This is a genomic window from Stenotrophomonas sp. pho (genome assembly GCF_006228405.1).
GTDB lineage: Bacteria > Pseudomonadota > Gammaproteobacteria > Xanthomonadales > Xanthomonadaceae > Stenotrophomonas > Stenotrophomonas sepilia.
Genome location: NZ_CP029759.1, coordinates 1753110 through 1769868, shown reverse-complemented (window position 1 = coordinate 1769868; position 16759 = coordinate 1753110). Strand labels below are relative to the sequence as shown.

Here is a 16759-nt window from a genome sequence, read left to right as displayed (position 1 = left end):
GTGAGGTGGTAGATCGCCAATCCAGTCTCCGAGCGCAGCCCCTTGGGGGCGAGCAATGGGGGGCTGGCGTGCGAAGCGCGCCGGGGTGTCGGGGGCGAAGCCCCTGACCGCACGTAATCCCGAAGGGATTACTCTAAGTGCGCTCTTGTTGTTTTCTTTGGGCGCTTCGCACCCGCATCAAACTCAAGAGAACCGGGGCTGCTCGCTGCGCTCGCTGGCCCCCTGAATCAGAGTTACATGCACAACGGAACTGTCAACTTTTTAGCCAAAGTCAAAAGCGGCGCTCGCTGCTCGCTCGCGCCAGAAAATGGGCGCTACCCCCTTGCGCTCCGCGCTGAATCTGCTTGCATGGTTTATCAGGGCTTAATGCAGGCGTGCCGTGGCAGATATTGAAAAGCAAAAACTAAAACTGGCGAAGATGTTGGAAGCCGCGGCGAAGGAACAAGCAAAACTCCTGGTCGCTGAGAAGCAAGAGAAAGAGAGGCAGGCCCGCCAAGCCGCGCGCGACAAGGCCAAGGAGCGCGCCAAACTGTTCCGCTCGGCCGACGCGCACCGCAAGATTGGGTTGGGCGGGCTGGTCATCGCCGCCGGTGCAGACGGCTGGGATGAGGCAGAGATTGTGGGTGCCCTTTTGATCATCGCCGGCCAACTCGAGCGCGAACCACAAAGGCGGGACGCACTGCGCGAGCGCGGCATCAAACACCTCGAAGCTCGTGCGGCCGCACGAGAGGCGGCCCGGTCATGAGCGACGATAAGAGACCCACGGACCCGCTGCTTGAACAGCAGAGGGAAGCCCTGCGCGTTCACTTCCTGGGCTCGCTGGGCGACTTGCTCGACGCGCGTCGCAAGCGCAAGGCGGAGTGCCCGACGCTTCCGCCAAGCGCTCCGCGTGGCCAGAAGCCGGGCGGCTATACGCTGGTGGAGGTGTTGTTGGTGCTGGCCGCAATGTCGGCCATGGCGGCCGCCGGCTGGCTGCTGTTCGGTCCCACATCGGTGGCCGCCGACGTGAAGCAAACACAAATGGACTTCAGCGAAACCGCAACGGCCATCGACCGCTCGCTAGGAATCGTAGGCGGCTTCTCTGGGCTGTCCACGTCCCTCGTGCGAACCGATGGGCTGGCCGCGCAGCGGCTGCGGCACAGCGATGGCTTACGCAACGCATGGGGCGGCTTGGTGTCGTTCTTGCCTAACACGGTGAAACGTGGAAACGACTCGTTTTTAGTCGAAACCCGCGACGTGCCCCAGGCGGCATGCGCCAAGCTGGTTGCCGCGATGGCCGGTGACCCGGCCGTGGCCGATGCGCAGGTCAATGGCGAGAGCGTCTATGTGAACAACAAATACGACCCGGCCAGCGCCGCCGTTGCGTGCGAGCAGCACGGCGGGGACCGCCTGGGCTTCGTGTATTTCTCCGGTCTGGCGTCCGGCTCGTCGGTTGCGGTGTCGTCCATCGCGCTGCCTACGGCTCCGCCATCGGTGAACCCGACCAACCCAGCCACGCCAGTCGCCCCGGTCAATGGAGCCCCCAGCGTGGGCGATGCTGTGCCTGGAACGCCTGGCGTGGTGACGCCTGGCACGCCCTCAGCACCACCCCCGGCCGTGCCTACGGCCCCGCCAGCACCAGCGACACCGACGACCCCGCCGCCAACGCCGGGAGTTTTACCTCCGAGCACGCCGACGGTTTTGCCGGTCTGCACGGTGCCGCCGACGCAATCTCAAAACGTGGGTTGCCCAGCTGGCCAAGTGGGCGAGCACTGGCAGCAACGAGAGGGCTATTGCGGCGAGGTGGGCGGGCCTTACGAGGCCTGGGCCACGGGGACCTATGGACCGTGGACGACTGTTTCCAGCACATGCGCGCCCGCGTGCGTGGCTCCGTCGCCTACCTCCGTGGCCATCTCCCGCGACGCGCCGGCCGAACGCCAAAACGTCGGTTGCCCGGCTGGCCAGGTGGGCGAGCACTGGCAGCAGCGCAGCCGCGTCGAGAACGGCACGCGCACCACGTCCTGGGTGTGCCCGGCCGCCACCGGCTCGCCGGTGTCGAGCACGTCGGATAGCTGGAGCGGCACCTACACGGCTACCAGCGGGTGGGGGACTACATCCAACACCTGCGCCACGCAGGGGCTGGTGGTTACCTCGGGATTCGTCAATCTGTCTGTGGCCAATGCCTACGGAACCGTGGGCAACCGCACGTTGACCGAAGCCACGAGCTGGACTTACCTGGCGGGCCAGAGTTCCGAGTGGTCCAGCAGTTGGGGACCAGTGCGGGGCAATGGACAGATAGAAATCACGTTCAATGGCATCACTGCAACCATCACTGGCGGTGGGAGCAGCAGCAACACCGCACGTCCGGGAAGCCCGACGTCATTCACGGCTAGCAACCAGGTTCTCAGCTTCAACGGTAAGCGCGTGGAGTTTGAGTTTCGTGGCAACGCCTCCACTGACAATGGCTCCGTCATACGCGGCAGCGTTGCGTTTTACTACCGCGTTCTGCCCTGACGTAGCATCAGAAAGCCCCGCATTGCGGGGCTTCCTCTTGGCTTCATTTCGGTTTATTTGGGTTCCGCCAACTCCCCCGGCGTAACAACGAAGTGGCCCAGGTTTCGTTCGGTCCCTTTGCCCTCCTGGTAGAGCAACTGACCTTCTGCCACCAGGTAGCCCGGGCCGGCGGCATAATCGCCGCTTGAGAAGTAGGCGCCGCCCACACGCTCAGAACGCCCACGCTTCACCATTCGGCCCGACGACAGCGGATTTTCCGCGTAGAAGGACACGTCTGCGGCGGTCGGCAGCACTGAACGGGTGTGGGGATGAGAGTGGATAGAGACGTTCAGGGCGTGCATGCCGTCGGGCACGTTGGACCGCGACATGGAACAGGTCATCGCCCCTTTCGTCGTGCCCAAGCGGATGCCAAACCGCTCTGCATCCGCAGACTGGGCGACCATGCCGCAAACCTCGTGGCCGCTTTCACGGGTGTGCTGGTCCAGGACCGGGGCAATGCGCAGCATGAAATCGCTCAGGCCCTCCCCGGGCTCGCTTACCAGTTCCGCCAGGTGCAGCCCCTTCCAACCCTGCTCCGTTCCGGTGGGCGGAATCGAACCGCCCTGCGCCCAGGCCGGAACGCCGGCCAACAAAGCCATCACCGCCAAAAGTTTCCACAGCATGCCGTCCTCTTTCGAGAACGGCCGCCCACGAGCCCCTTACCGTGCCTGCATGCTACGATTGGGTATCGTTTGAGGTATCGTTTTGAGGGAGCGGGCCCGGCAACTTTTCCTTGCAGTTCAACTGCTTAGAAAGAGGTGCTGGGACGATCCGCCCACCTCCACCATCTGTATGGCCTGTCGAGGCCGCAAGAAGCCGGATCTCCCGTCAACTGGGGTTCCGGCTTTTTTGTGCCTGCACGTCGCGCAGGACGTGTGGCGCATAATCGGGATGACACCGCCAACACAACAGTCCCTCCATTCGCGACCGCCAGAAGGATCTGCAATGAAAATCGCCACAACCACGCTCGTCCTGTTCCTCACCGCGCTCGCCGCAGCCCCAGCCACGCACGCCGCAGCCCGGCCATCGCGCCGCCCGGCACCGCCACGCTGGAAGCGCTGCTGGCCTGCAAGGCGGGCTCGGATTTCAGTGCGGCCGACGCCATCGATGCCCTGCAGGCGGCCGGCCTGGCCAAGAAGCCGGGCGGCACCTTCGAGCCTGAGGACAAGCCGGTCGCGCTGTTTGGCGGCACGGTCAACAGTGCCGATGTAAACGTGGCCGAGGGTGAGAAAGGCCTCTTCGTGTACCTGAACGGTGTCGACGCCAAGCGCCTGGCCAAGGCTTGGTCGGTGACCGAGGTCAACGAGCATGCCAATACCGAGGAACCTTCGTACGTGAAGCGCATCGACAAGCACCACACCCTGCACGTGATCGCAGGCGACGACTACGAGGGCTATTCGGCGGCGGTGAAGTGCCAGATCAGCCACTGATGGGCTAGGAACCTGCAGCCGGCGCACGGAACTGCCCGAATCTACCAACCGCACTCGCCGCCAAGCCCGACCCAGCCGGTAGATTCCGCTTTGACAGGCCCACCGCTAGAGTGGCGCCACCGCGCAGGAGCATCGCATGGCTACCACGGGCTTGGGCTTCATCGGCCGCACGACCCTCATCATCACCGTGCTGCTCACCCTGGGCGGCTGCGCGACGCTGCGCCAGTTCGGGCCGTCGGTGCAGGTTGCCTCGGTCACGCCCGGCCAGTACATCGCGCTCAAGCGCGGTGACATCCTGACCTCCGGCAAGCTCAGCGCGGCGACCATTGAGACCCTGCGCGTGGCCGGGCTCGATGAGGGCGTCAGTGCCAAGCCCGGCCTGCCCTGCATCGAGGCCATGGAAGGCAGCATCGTGGTGCGCGAGGAAGACAAGCGCTCCAGCCTGGCCGAGTTGTGGCTGCAGTATGCGATGACCCTGCCGGCGCCAAAGCGCGAGTACTCGGCATCCGGCCGCGCCAAGACCGCAGTCACCGAGCTGGATGCCGACTTCCAGCCACGCCTCGATGCGTGGATGCAGGTCGCGCGCCAGGCCTATGCCTATCTGTTCTTCACCGAGCGCACCGCCAACCAGCGTGGTTTCGAAGACCGCCAGACCCAGGTGCGCGACTACTACAACCTGGCGGTGCAGGAAGCCTCGGTGCAGCTGTACAACGCGTATGCCACCGGCCGCGTGCACGGCCAGGCCAGCCATTTCCAGCTGGGCCGCTGGACCTTCGTGCTGGCCCCTTCAGACCAAGCATCGGCGCTGGACCAGCGTACCCCCAGCGAGCTGGTACCCGCCGCCTCGCTGTCGTTCACCGGTACGCTGCGCAGCGTGCATCGCCGCGATGGCTTCGGTGCCGAGCTGGTGGCGGTGATGGATGACCCGGCCGGCAGCACGGCCACCACGCCTCGGGCAGCGGCGCAGGCAACGCAGGCCAGCACTTCGGCCACGCAGAGCTGGAGCGAGATGCCCTCGCCATCGATGACGGTGCTGCTGCGCTTCTCGGGGAACAACCTGTGGGAGGTGCTGCACGATGACGAGCCGGAGCTGGAGATCCACGATCCCTACCAGGTTTCGGAAGTGACCCTGCACGGCCAGCAGGTGCCACTGGCGGCCAACTTCACTGCCGGCTATGCGCTGTGGCTGGCCCGCTCCAACTTCAGCCGACAGTCGTTGCGCACGCTGTTCGGTGGCAAGGGCGGCATCGACACGCCGCATCTGTACATGATGCAGCCCTACGACCCGAACCGCCGCGTGCTGCTGATGATCCATGGCCTGGCCAGCAGTCCGGAAGCCTGGGTCAACGTGGCCAACGAACTGCTGCGCGACGACGAGATCCGCCGGGAGTTCCAGGTCTGGCAGTTCTATTACCCGACCAACATGCCCATCGCGATGAGCCACGATGCGATGCGCCACACGCTGGCTGAAGCGTTCAAGCACTTCGACCCCAGCGGCAAGGCGCAGGCCTCGCATGACATGGTGCTGGTGGGGCACAGCATGTGCGGGGTGATCGCACGGTTGATGATCTCCTCCTCCGGCGACCACCTGGTCGACACCCTGCTGGCCACCGCGCAGATGACGCCCGCCCAGCGCGAACTGCTGCGCACCAAAGGCGCACCGGTGCTGACCTTCCTGCCAGAACCGGAAGTGTCCCGCGTGGTGTTCATCGCCACGCCGCATCGCGGTACCGACGTGGCGGGCACCCGCCTCGGCCGGTGGATCGGCCGACTGGTGCGGTTGCCACTGACCGTGCTGGAAGACGTCGCCACCATCGCCAACGACGGCCAGATCGACCGCAATGACGGCAAGCACGGCTACCAGATGAACAGCATCCAGAACCTGGACAAGGGCGACCCGTTCGTCCGCGCCGTGGCTGACCTGCCGATGTCACCGAAGGTGCACTACCACTCGATCATCGCCCGCGCCAAGGCCGATGGCCCACTTGAGAAGACCGATGACGGGCTGGTGCCCTACTGGAGTTCGCACCTGCCGCACGCGGATTCGGAGAAGGTGATCGTGTCCGGACACAGCGTGCAGGAAGCTACGCCGGCCATCGTCGAGCTGCGGCGGATCCTGCATGAGGACATGCAGGCACACGGGCGAACGGGAAAGTAAGCCGCCGTCCCGACAGATCAGGCACCGGCCGTACGCCGCGAGAACGTGCCATGCAGCGCCGCCGGAATCGCAAAGCCCTCCATGCGCACCTCGGGCCGATAGTCGGCGCTGGGGGTGAAGCGGAACTCGCGTGCCAGCAGCGCGCACAGCAATACCAGCTGTGCATTGCCGACCGCCGATCCCACGCAGGAACGCGTGGGGAAGCCATAAGGCACATAGATGCCGGCGGTACGCTTGCGCCGTTCGGGCAACCAGCGATCGGGATCGAACTGCAGCGGGTCATCCCAGTACTTCGCCGAGCGGTGCTGGATGAACGAGCTCAGCTCGAAGACCGTACCTTCGGCGATGGCCTGCCCTTCCACCTGCAGATCGCAGGCAGCCACCCGGCGGTTGTTGAAGGGCGTGGAGTACAGCCGCATCACTTCCTTCAGGAAGCGCATCGTGCAGGGAATCCTGGCCATCGGCAGCGCGTGGATCTCCGCCTCCGAGAGCGGCGCGAATTCCTCCTCGATGCGCTGGCGCCAGTGTGGATGCATCTGCATCGCCAGCAGCAGGCAGGCGGCCATCATGCCGGGCACGCCGGAAATGGCGATCAGCTGCACGGTGACCAGGTAGGTGACCTTGTCCAGGCCGATGCGCTCTCGCAGGCTCAGCAATGACTGCGCGTAATCCAGCGCCGAACGTCCGCTGCGGACACGGTGCTTGAGTTCCGCGGCAATCGCCCGTGATTCGGCACGGCCGATGAGGAAGTTGCGCAGCAGGTGGCGCCGATGGATGACCTGCTCGACCTGGGTGGTGTAGCGCAGATGCAGGGCGCGTTCGATGGCTGCGGTGCCGCGGGCATCGAGCCCGTCGATCACCAGCGGGATCAAGGGATGGGCCATCACTTTCCACACCGCCGGCGTGGCATCCAGCGCATGGCCGCACACCCCATCCAGAGCTTGCCTCATGCGCGACTGCAGTGCCTCCAGGGTCTGTGCTCCGGTGAGCTCAGCACTACGGGTGGCGATCAGGCTGCGCACGTCGGTCCAGCGCACGCGCTCGTGACGGCGGAACAGGTCGGCCAGCGACTCGACGACGTACAGCTGCTCGGAATTTTCCTTGTCGACCTTGCCGGCAAGCTCCGGGCAGAACACCCCGATTCCACCGGTTTCCAGCTTCAGCACAGGCCCTTCGCGCTCCACGCGCGCAGCCAGGCGCTCGGCAGCAATGGCGCTGCCTTCATTCGACATCCCTTGCATGCAGTGCGTCTCCGGCAGGAAGGGACTCGAAAGACGAGTCCCTTCGTCTTGCTACCGCTCAATCGCGGGTTTGGCTGGCAGGATCAGAATTCGACCCACAGCGGCCAGGTATTCCACACGCTGCTCTTTTCGTTCGGATGAATATTCAGAGTGACGCGCAATGCTCGGGCGAATCTTTTCATTTTCATTCCTTTGCTTGCTGTGTGGTTATGCCGGGATTATCCCGGCACTGGCTAGATAACACGACATAATCCCACTGTCCAACCGGCCGGGTGGCGCGCTGCAGCATCCGGGTTGCGGCCGATTGAGGGGAATCCCTCATCGCGCCTGCGCACGCAGCCTCCTATGCTGGGCTCACTTTCCCCCAACGGAGGTCTGCATGAACACGCAAGAGCCCAGCCGCCAGCCCAGCCCCGATCCGGCCGAGCGCGATGCCTTCTTCCCGTCGCCGTATTCGCTGTCGCAGTTCACCTCGCCCAAGAGCGACCTGTCCGGCGCCGACTATCCGGATGCGCGCCGCGATGGCCGCTGGAAGGTGCTGATGATCGCCGCCGACGAGCGCTATCTGCCGACCGCCAATGGCCACCTGTTCTCCACCGGTAACCATCCGGTGGAAACCCTGCTGCCGATGTACCACCTGGACAAGGCCGGCTTCGACATCGACGTGGCGACGCTGTCCGGCAACGCCGTCAAGTTCGAATGGTGGGCCTTCCCACACGAGGACAGCGAGATCGGCGCCCTGTACGAACGCTACCAGGAACGCTTCCGCCAGCCGTTGCAGCTGGATCAGGTGGTGGCCGGCCTGGGCGCCGATTCGGACTACGCCGCCGTCTTCATTCCCGGTGGGCACGGCGCGTTGATCGGCCTGCCGGAGAGCGCGGCGGTGAAGGCCGCGCTGCAATGGGCCATGGCCGAGCAGCGCCACATCATCACCCTCTGCCATGGCCCGGCGGCGCTGCTGGCGGCGGGCGTCGACGACGCCGAGGGTGCCTCGCTGTTCCGTGGCTACCGCATCTGTGCCTTCCCCGACGCAATGGACCGGCAGACACCGGGGATCGGCTACATGCCCGGGCAGCTGCGTTGGTTCTTCGGTGAACGGCTGGCCCAGCAGGGGGTGCAGATCGTCAATGAGGGCATCGATGGCAGCGTGCTGCAGGATCGCCTGCTGCTGACCGGCGACAGTCCGCTGGCCGGCAACGCGTTGGGCAAGCTGGCCGCGCGTACGCTGCTCGATGCGCTGGCGGGGCGCTGAGCCAATGCCTGCGCTGGTGCCCGCGCTGCTGGAACTGGAACAGGCGCGGTCATTGCCGGCGGTGGGCGGCGTGCTGCGCGCCGCCGCCTCACCCTTGGGCTACGACCGCCTGTTGGTGTTTGCCACCGGAACCGGGCTGGAGCGCGACGCACAGCGTGTGTACTGGATTGAAGGTGACTGGTTCGGCGACGGCAGCGATAGCGGACTCGCCCGCTACCTGCACGCCTGTCCGGTCAACCGCCATGTGCTGGACAGCAATGCGCCGTTCTTCTGGAGCAAGCGCGACGGCGTGCGTGGCGAGCGCTACCAGGTGGTGAAGCAGCCTCGCGGCGATGGCCTGCATGGGTTGCAGGTGCCGGTGTTCGGCCCGACCGGTCTGGAGGGTGCGGTCAGTTTCGCCGGCACCTCGATTGATGCGTCCGCCAGCGCGCGCCTGCTGCTTGAAATGGTCGGCACGTCAGTCTTCCGCGCGGCGCGGCGGCTTGCCGAAGCACCGGTCGACACCCGCGCGGGCGCGCTGAGCGCACGCGAACGCGAGGTGCTGCGCTGGGTCGCCGCTGGACGGCGCCAGGCAGAGATAGCGGCCACGCTGGGGCTGTCTGCGCGCACGGTTGAGAACCACCTGCGGCGAGCGCGGCAACGACTGGGCGTGGCCACCACCGCGCAGGCAGTGCGCGCGGCAGGCCGCCGTGGCGAGATTGAAGATTGATCAGGATGGAGGCACTTCCTGCTGCCTGATCAGCGTGCGGCATACGCCCTGTGCATCTGCGCGATTGCAGAAGGCAGGCGACGGGATGAGCTACGACCCGTGATCGCCGGTGCGCGGTCCACCGGGCGGGGCGTTCATCGCCCGCCCGGCATCCGCGAGCCACCCATCCCTGCATAACGCTGCCCTCGCATTCGTGGCATGCTCTGTGAAACCGTTTTCATGGAATGGAGGGATTCCACGATGTTGTCGCGTTTCCGTCGCCCCGCGCTGTCTGCGCTGCTGGCGCTTGCCCTGCCTCTGACCAGCGCCTGGGCCGCAGCCCCTGCGCCGTTGAAGGTGATGTCGTTCAATGTGCGCACCCCGGCCGATACCGAACCCGGCAAGCGCTGGCCCGACCGTCGCGATGCGATGGTGAAGGTCATCCTCGACGCGCACCCAGCGGTGATCGGTACCCAGGAGCTGGTGCAGGAGCAGGCCGATTACCTTGCCCAGCACCTGCCCGGATACCGCTGGTTCGGCGAGGGCCGCCGCGGCGGCAGCGGCGACGAGCACATGGGCGTGTTCTACGACAGCAAGGTGCTGGCGATCGAGGAATCAGGCAACTTCTGGCTGTCTGATACGCCCGATGTGCCCGGCAGCATCACCTGGGGCAACCTGTATCCACGCATGGTCACCTGGGCGCTGTTCCGCCGCATCGATGACGGCCGCCGCTTCTATTTCATGGATACCCACCTGCCCTACCGCGACGAGGACGAACCACGCCGGGTGAAGGGTGCCGAGCTGATCGGCAGGCGCGTGGCCGGACTGGCGGCCGACCTGCCGGTGGTGCTGACCGGTGACTTCAACAGCGAACCCGGCGGCGACACCTACAAGGCATTCACCCGCGTACTGCACGACACCCGTGCCCAGGTGAAGACACCGCAGGGCCCGCGACTGACCTTCCACGATTTCACTGGCAAGGCCACCGCGCAGCTGGACTGGGTGCTGGTGCGCGGTTTCCGCGCGCGCAGCTTCCTGACCGATGACCGCCGCATCAATGGCGTGCTGCCATCGGATCATTTCCCGCTGGTGGTCGAACTGGACTGGCCGAAGCACTGACCCCGCACGGCAGCCGCAGCTACAGCGGCGGCTGCCGCGACAGCAGGCGATACAGGGCCTGATGCTGATCGCGCGCCTGGCAGATGCGGGCCCCTATCGCCAGGAACACGGCGACGCCGATCAGGCCCAGCCCCAGCATCGAATCCTGCAGGCGCAGGAAACCGACCGCTGCGGCCATCGTCGCCAGCACCAGCAGCACCACGACCGCCACTGACAGGCCCGCACCCGGTGGACCCGGATCGCCGAACAACATCCGTTGGGTATCCCGCCTTCCGTCCGCCATTGCCTGTCCTCCCGAGTGCCTGACCCACTAGTTACACGGCGAGCCCGCAATCCGGCAGAGTCAGAAACGTCACGAAGGTGAAGACGTACGCGGAATGCACCGCGCTACCCTGCCGCGTACCCCTCGAACTGCGGAGCAGCACATGGCACACCAGAGCCGGCTGGCAGGATTCATCATCGACTGCCAGGACCTTCCCGCCGACGAAGGCGCCCGTTTCTGGGCCGCCGCGCTCGGTCTGCAGGCACAGGCGGCGCGTGCCGAAGGGGGCGCCGAGTATGCCGACCTGCTGGGCGCACCGGCGGGCCTGGACGTTGAAGTCCAGCGGGTCGATCACCCGTCACGGGTGCATCTGGACATCGAGAGCGACGACATCGATGCCGAGGCCGACCGCCTGGAGAAGCTCGGCGCGCGACGGATAGGCTTCGTCAAGCGCTGGTGGGTGATGGAAGCACCGACCGGCCATCGCTTCTGCATCGTGCGCATGCGCGAGCGCGAGGTGCCGGCCAATCAGTGGCCCTGAAAGAGCAAAGGGACGGAAGCCACGGCCTCCGTCCCCCCGGCGTCAGGGCACCTGCGCCACGCTCGGTTGCTGCGGTGATTGCCCCCAGCCGCCCAGCGCCTTGTACACGCCCACCACGCTGACGTTGACCTCGGACTCGGCCGCCGCCAACGCATCATCGGCTGCCAGCTGCGTGCGCTGCGCATCCAGCAGGGTCAGGAAGTCCTCCGAGCCCTCGCGATAACGGATCTGCGCCAGCGATTCGGCACGCCGTGCCGCCTGCGCCTGCTCGACCACGATCGCCAACCGTGCCTGCTGCTTGGAATAGCGGGTCAGCGCGTTCTCGGTGTCTTCCAGGGCCAGCAGTACCGCCTGCTCATACTGCGCGGCCACGCCTTCGGCTTCAGCCTTGCTGGCGCGCAGGCGTGCACGCACGGTGCCGAAGTCGAATGCCGCCCAGGTCAGCGATGGGGTCAGCGACCAGGCCTTGTTGTTGCCATTGACCAGGCCGCTGGCATCGCCACCGAGGAACCCGACGAAGCCGGACAGCGACAACCGCGGGAACAGGTCCGCCGTGGCCACGCCCACGCGTGCGGTCGCAGCCGCCAGGCGACGCTCGGCCACGCGCACGTCGGCACGCTGGCGCAGCAGTTCGCGGGTATCGCCCAGCGGCAGTGCCTTGGCGAAGGCCGGTACGTCGTGCGGCGCGAGCATGTCAGTCAGCACTTCCGGGCGCTGGCCGAGCAGCACGGCCAGCCGGTTGCGCGACTGCGCCTCGGCCACTTCCAGCAACGGGATGTCAGCCTCGATCGCCTTCAGGCGGGCACGGCTGCTCTGCACATCCAGCTCGCTGCCTGCGCCCAGCTGCCAGCGCGCCTCGGTCAGCTTCTGCGTATCGCGCAGGTTTTCCAGCGTGTGCTGGGCCACCGCGATGCGCTTCTGCGTACCACGCAGCTCGAAGTAGTTGCGTGCCACTTCAGCGGCGATCAGGACCTGCGCATCGGCCAGGTTGGCCTGCTCGGCACCGAGGTCGGCGCGTGCGGCTTCAGCAGCACGGCGCTTGCGGCCGAACAGATCCAGCTCCCAGCCGGCGTCGAAGCCGAGCTGGTAGCTTTCACTGAACACCCGCTGCCCACCCAGCTGCGGATCGGGTTGCTTGCGGCGGTCGTAGCTGCCGCCAGCGGTGACGTGCGGAGCCTGGTCGAGGCGGCTTTCCACGAACACCGCGCGGGCCTGGCTGACGCGGGCCACGGCCACGCGAAGGTCCAGGTTGTCCGACAGTGCGCCGTGCACCAGCTGTTCCAGCACCGGATCATCGAACTGCGCCCACCAGCTGGCGACCGGCGAAGCGGTACTGAACACCGGCTGCTGTGCGCTCTGGAGGACCACCGGCTCCTGCATCGGCGCCTTGTAGTTGGGGCCGACGCTGACACAGCCTGCCAGCACCAGGCTGGAGACGGCCATCGCCAACGTGCGGATCACCATGGCAGCACCTCGCCCAGGTAGGTGAAGCTGCCGCTGGCGCCGGATTCACCGATCAACGCCATTTCCACGCTGGAACGTGCGCCTTCGCTGATTTCGATTTCGCCGTTGCCGCCGTTCATGTCGGTCTTCACGTAACCCGGATGCACGGTGTTGACCTTGATCGGGTATTGCGCAGTTCGTAGGCCAGACTCAAGGTCCAGCTGTTCACCGCCGCCTTGGAGGCATTGTAGGCCGGGATCTTGAAATCGTAGATGCCCGACGCCGGGTCGGCGTGCAGGGTCTGCGAGCCGAGCATGCTCGATACGTTGACGATGCGCCCGGACTTGGCCTGCTTGACCAGCGGCAGGAAGGCCTGGGTGACCGCCACCAGCGCATACACGTTGGTGTCGAAAGTGCGCTTCCAGGTATCGAGTGACTGTTCCGACGGTGCCTGCGCCGGGTTCTCGATCATGATGCCGGCGTTGTTGACCAGGATGTCGAGACGACCATGGCGCTGGCGCACCTGCTCGACCGCTTCGGCGATGCTGGCCGCGTCGGTCACGTCCAGTTGCAGGGCTTCGACCGGCAGGCCTTCAGCCTGCAGCTTCAGTGCCAGCTCCACGGCGGTCTCACGCTTGCGACCGGCCAGCAGCGTGTGCACGCCAGCCTGGGCCAGCTGGCGCACAGTTTCCAGGCCGATGCCACGGGTGGCGCCGGTGACCAGCGCGATCTTGTTCTGATGGGTGTTCATGGATGCATGCCTTGTGAGGGGAAAGCCGCCACCGGCCAATGACCGGCGGCGACGGGGTTCCATATCAGTGGTGGATGGTCGGCTCGCCGTGCTGCACCAGCTGTCCACCACCGTTGCGGGTGACGAACTTGCGCAGGGCCACGTAGAACACCGGGGTGAGGAACAGGCCGAACAGGGTCACGCCCAGCATGCCGGCGAACACGGTGATACCGGTCACCGAGCGCACTTCGGCGCCTGCACCGTGCGACAACACCAGCGGCACGGTGCCGGCGATGAACGCGATGGAGGTCATCACGATCGGGCGCAGACGCAGGCGGCAGGCTTCCAATGCCGCTTCAACGATGCCCTTGCCGCCCATCTCCAGCTCTCTGGCGAATTCGACGATCAGGATCGCGTTCTTGCATGCCAGGCCCATCAGCACCACCAGGCCGACCTGCACGAACACGTTGTTGTCACCACCGGTCAACCACACGCCGAACAGGGCGGACAGCAGGGTCATCGGCACGATCAGGATCACCGCCAGCGGCAGCGACCAGCTCTCGTACAGCGCGGCCAGCACCAGGAAGGCCAGCATGATCGCCACCGGGAACACGATGAAGGCCGCCTTGCCCTGGGTCGCCTGCTGGTAGCTCAGGTCGGTCCATTCGGTGGTCATGCCCACCGGCAGCACCTTGCCGGCGATCTCGGTCAGCTTGTTCATCGCCTCGGCCGAGGACAGCAGGCGCGGATCGGCTTCACCGGCCAGGTCCGCTGCCGGATAGCCATTGAAGCGCAGCACCGGGTCCGGGCCGAAGGTCTGCTTGATGGTGACCATCGAACCGATCGGCACCATTTCGCCGCGGTCGTTGCGGGTCCGCAGCTTGCCGATGTCTTCGACCGTCTCGCGGTACGGACCATCGGCCTGGGCGATCACCTGCCAGGTGCGGCCGAACTGGTTGAAGTCGTTGACGTAGGCCGAACCCAGGTAGGTCTGCAAGGTGTCGAACAGCTCGGTGAGCTGCACGCCCTGTGCCTTGGCCTTGACGCGGTCCACCTCGGCATCGAGCTGCGGCACGTTGGCCTGGTAGCTGGAAATCGGGAAGGCCATGCCCGGGGTCTGCGCGACGGTGCCCTGCATGGCCTGCACCGCATTCTGCAGCGCGCCGTAACCCAGGTTGCCGCGGTCCTCGATGAACATCTGGTAGCCGTTGCCGTTGCCCAGGCCGAGGATCGGCGGCGGCATCATCGCGAACGCGAAGCCTTCCTGCAGGCCCGCGATCTTCTGGTTGATCTCGGCATTGATCTGCGCAGCGGTACGGCCATGACGCTCGGCGAACGGCTTGAGCGGAATGAACGCCACGCCGGTGTTGGGCGTGTTGGTGAACTGCAGCGCGTTCAGGCCCGGGAACGAGATGGTGTGGGCCACGCCGTCGGTTTCCTGGGCGATCTTGGCCACCTTGCGCAGCATTTCATCGGTGCGCGCGATCGACGAGCCCTCCGGCAGCTTCACGCCGGCGATCAGGTACAGCTTGTCCTGGGTCGGGATGAAGCCCGCGGCACCAGCTTGAAGATCACGCCGGTACCGACCAGCAGGATCGCGTAGACCACGAACACCGCACCGCGGCGGCCGAGGATGCGGGCCACGCCACGCTCGTATTTCTCCGAGCTGGACTTGAAGAAGCGGTTGAACGGACGGAACACCCAGCCGAACAGGCGGTCGATCAGGCGGCTCGGGCCGTCCTTCGGCGCACCATGGGCCTTCAGCAGGCGCGCGGCCAGGGCCGGCGACAGGGTCAACGAGTTGATCGCCGAGATCACCGTGGAAATAGCGATGGTGACAGCGAACTGCTTGTAGAACTGGCCGGTGACACCGGACAGGAAGGCCATCGGCACGAACACGGCACACAGCACCAGCGCGATCGCCACGATCGGGCCGGACACTTCGCGCATGGCCTGGTGGGCTGCGGCGGTGGGTGACAGGCCTTCCTCGATGTTGCGCTCGACATTCTCCACCACCACGATCGCGTCGTCGACCACGATGCCGATCGCCAGCACCAGGCCGAACAGGCTCAGCGTATTGATCGAGAAGCCCAGCAGGTACAGGGCGGCGAACGTACCCACCACCGACACCGGCACCGCGATCAACGGAATGATCGACGCACGCCAGGTCTGCAGGAACAGGATCACGACCAGCACCACCAGGGCGATCGCTTCCAGCAGCGTGGAAACCACGGCCTTGATCGAGTCGCGCACGAAGATGGTGGTGTCATACACCGCTTCGTACTTCACATCGGCCGGCATGGTCTTCTGCATCTCGTCCATCGTCGAGATGACCTGATCGCGGATTTCCAGCGCGTTGGCACCCGGCGACTGGAAGATACCGATACCCACCGCGTTCTTGCCGTCCAGCTGCGAGCGCAGGGTGTAGTCGCCCGCACCCAGTTCCAGGCGGGCCACGTCGGACAGGCGCACGATCTCGCCATCGGTGCCGCTCTTGAGCACGATGTCGCCGAATTCCTTTTCGGTCTTCAGACGCCCCTGGGCATTGATCAGGGTCAGGAACTTGCTGTCCGGCAGCGGTTCGGCGCCGAGCTGGCCGGCCGAAACCTGCACGTTCTGCTCGCGCATGGCGCGCACCACGTCGCTGGCGGTCAGGCCGCGCGAAGCCACCTTGTCCGGGTCCAGCCAGGCACGCATGGCGTAGTCGCCGCCACCGAAGATCTGCGCGTCACCCACGCCCGGAATACGCGCCAGCGCATCCTTGACGTGCAGGCGCGCGTAGTTGCGCAGGTACAGGGTGTCGTACTTGCCTTGCGGCGAGGTCAGGTGCACCACCATCAGGAAGGTCGGCGACTGCTTCTGCGTGGTCACGCCCTGCCGGCGCACGTCCTCGGGCAGCCGCGCCTGCGCCTGCGCCACGCGGTTCTGCACCTTCACCGCCGCCGCGTCCGGGTCGGTGCCCGGGCGGAAGGTGACGGTCATCTGCAGCACGCCGTCCGAGCCGGCCACCGACTTCAGGTACATCATGCCTTCGACGCCGTTGATGGCCTCTTCGAGCGGTGTGGCGACGGTCTCGGCAATGACCTTGGGGTTGGCGCCCGGATAGACCGTGCGCACGACCACCGACGGCGGCACCACTTCGGGGTACTCGCTGATCGGCAGGATTGGAATCGTGATCAGGCCTGCGGCGAAGATCACGATCGACAGCACCGCCGCGAAGATCGGCCTGTCGATGAAGAAACGGGAAAAGTCCATGGAGGAATTCCTGGGAAAGGCATTCGGCGGGCAACAGCCACCCTGCCCCTCGCCGATACGACGAAGGCAGGGAAGGCTGCCGCTGGCGCCGGCAGCTAAGCGGGGACG

At 65.9% G+C, this 16759-nt stretch carries 11 protein-coding genes and 3 pseudogenes; 8 read left to right on the top strand and 6 right to left on the bottom strand.

All coding sequences use genetic code 11. The annotated features are described in order from the left end of the window. Nucleotides 1–379 precede the first annotated feature (379 nt). Both DL544_RS08380 and DL544_RS22220 read left to right on the top strand, forming a co-directional pair. Nucleotides 380–745, top strand: coding sequence for a conjugal transfer protein TraD (locus tag DL544_RS08380; RefSeq protein ID WP_076739245.1), 366 nt, complete (start codon nt 380–382; stop codon nt 743–745). After that, a complete protein-coding gene (locus tag DL544_RS22220; protein ID WP_134979721.1) occupies nt 742–2493 on the top strand; it encodes a type 4 pilus major pilin in 1752 nt (583 codons plus the stop codon). The genes DL544_RS08380 and DL544_RS22220 overlap by 4 nt, the downstream gene beginning before the upstream one ends. A gap of 53 nt (nt 2494–2546) precedes the next feature. Here DL544_RS22220 and DL544_RS08370 read toward each other — a convergent pair whose 3' ends face one another. After that, nucleotides 2547–3155 carry a hypothetical protein gene (locus tag DL544_RS08370; RefSeq protein ID WP_076739247.1) on the bottom strand — a complete coding sequence of 203 codons (609 nt, stop codon included), beginning with the start codon at nt 3153–3155 and terminating at the stop codon, nt 2547–2549. A gap of 322 nt (nt 3156–3477) precedes the next feature. On the opposite strand from DL544_RS08370, the pseudogene DL544_RS08365 reads away from it, so the two are divergent. After that, nucleotides 3478–3962, top strand: a pseudogene (locus DL544_RS08365) (hypothetical protein). 136 nt (nt 3963–4098) lie between these two features. Further along, nucleotides 4099–6120, top strand: coding sequence for an esterase/lipase family protein (locus DL544_RS08360; RefSeq protein WP_139726980.1), 2022 nt, complete (start codon nt 4099–4101; stop codon nt 6118–6120). 17 nt (nt 6121–6137) lie between these two features. Here DL544_RS08360 and DL544_RS08355 read toward each other — a convergent pair whose 3' ends face one another. Beyond that, a complete protein-coding gene (locus tag DL544_RS08355; protein ID WP_235645951.1) occupies nt 6138–7361 on the bottom strand; it encodes a cytochrome P450 in 1224 nt (407 codons plus the stop codon). A 379-nt stretch (nt 7362–7740) separates the two neighbouring features. On the opposite strand from DL544_RS08355, the gene hchA reads away from it, so the two are divergent. From hchA to DL544_RS08340, 3 genes are all read left to right on the top strand, one after another. Continuing rightward, complete coding sequence (hchA, locus tag DL544_RS08350; RefSeq protein WP_053499139.1) at nt 7741–8613, top strand: glyoxalase III HchA; 873 nt, start codon at nt 7741–7743, stop codon at nt 8611–8613. 4 nt (nt 8614–8617) lie between these two features. Then, nucleotides 8618–9322 carry a PA1136 family autoinducer-binding transcriptional regulator gene (locus DL544_RS08345; RefSeq protein ID WP_065195842.1) on the top strand — a complete coding sequence of 235 codons (705 nt, stop codon included), beginning with the start codon at nt 8618–8620 and terminating at the stop codon, nt 9320–9322. 240 nt (nt 9323–9562) lie between these two features. After that, nucleotides 9563–10420 (top strand): endonuclease/exonuclease/phosphatase family protein, encoded by an 858-nt coding sequence (locus tag DL544_RS08340; RefSeq protein ID WP_139726979.1) that lies wholly within the window; start codon nt 9563–9565, stop codon nt 10418–10420. 19 nt (nt 10421–10439) lie between these two features. On the opposite strand, the gene DL544_RS08335 is transcribed toward DL544_RS08340, so the two are convergent. Then, nucleotides 10440–10703, bottom strand: coding sequence for a hypothetical protein (locus DL544_RS08335; RefSeq protein WP_049414598.1), 264 nt, complete (start codon nt 10701–10703; stop codon nt 10440–10442). 142 nt (nt 10704–10845) lie between these two features. Here DL544_RS08335 and DL544_RS08330 point away from each other — a divergent pair, with 142 nt between their 5' ends. Then, on the top strand, nt 10846–11223 hold the full coding sequence (locus DL544_RS08330; protein WP_005416164.1) for a VOC family protein: 378 nt from the start codon (nt 10846–10848) through the stop codon (nt 11221–11223). Nucleotides 11224–11265: 42 nt separating this feature from the next. On the opposite strand, the gene DL544_RS08325 is transcribed toward DL544_RS08330, so the two are convergent. The 3 genes and pseudogenes from DL544_RS08325 to DL544_RS08315 form a co-directional block, all read right to left on the bottom strand. Then, nucleotides 11266–12687, bottom strand: coding sequence for an efflux transporter outer membrane subunit (locus tag DL544_RS08325; RefSeq protein WP_065185200.1), 1422 nt, complete (start codon nt 12685–12687; stop codon nt 11266–11268). Continuing rightward, a pseudogene (locus DL544_RS08320) lies at nt 12681–13417 on the bottom strand (SDR family oxidoreductase). The gene DL544_RS08325 and the pseudogene DL544_RS08320 overlap by 7 nt, the downstream one beginning before the upstream one ends. 64 nt (nt 13418–13481) lie before the next feature. Continuing rightward, nucleotides 13482–16651 (bottom strand): annotated as a pseudogene (locus DL544_RS08315) (efflux RND transporter permease subunit). Nucleotides 16652–16759 lie beyond the last annotated feature (108 nt).

Bases quoted from the DNA above. Each gene is read 5' to 3' on its own strand.
- DL544_RS08335 (WP_049414598.1), bottom strand. From the start codon at position 10,703: ATGGCGGACGGAAGGCGGGATACCCAACGGATGTTGTTCGGCGATCCG.
- DL544_RS22220 (WP_134979721.1), top strand. From the start codon at position 742: ATGAGCGACGATAAGAGACCCACGGACCCGCTGCTTGAACAGCAGAGG.
- DL544_RS08325 (WP_065185200.1), bottom strand. From the start codon at position 12,687: ATGGTGATCCGCACGTTGGCGATGGCCGTCTCCAGCCTGGTGCTGGCA.
- hchA (WP_053499139.1), top strand. From the start codon at position 7,741: ATGAACACGCAAGAGCCCAGCCGCCAGCCCAGCCCCGATCCGGCCGAG.
- DL544_RS08360 (WP_139726980.1), top strand. From the start codon at position 4,099: ATGGCTACCACGGGCTTGGGCTTCATCGGCCGCACGACCCTCATCATC.
- DL544_RS08340 (WP_139726979.1), top strand. From the start codon at position 9,563: ATGTTGTCGCGTTTCCGTCGCCCCGCGCTGTCTGCGCTGCTGGCGCTT.
- DL544_RS08345 (WP_065195842.1), top strand. From the start codon at position 8,618: ATGCCTGCGCTGGTGCCCGCGCTGCTGGAACTGGAACAGGCGCGGTCA.
- DL544_RS08330 (WP_005416164.1), top strand. From the start codon at position 10,846: ATGGCACACCAGAGCCGGCTGGCAGGATTCATCATCGACTGCCAGGAC.
- DL544_RS08355 (WP_235645951.1), bottom strand. From the start codon at position 7,361: ATGCAAGGGATGTCGAATGAAGGCAGCGCCATTGCTGCCGAGCGCCTG.
- DL544_RS08370 (WP_076739247.1), bottom strand. From the start codon at position 3,155: ATGCTGTGGAAACTTTTGGCGGTGATGGCTTTGTTGGCCGGCGTTCCG.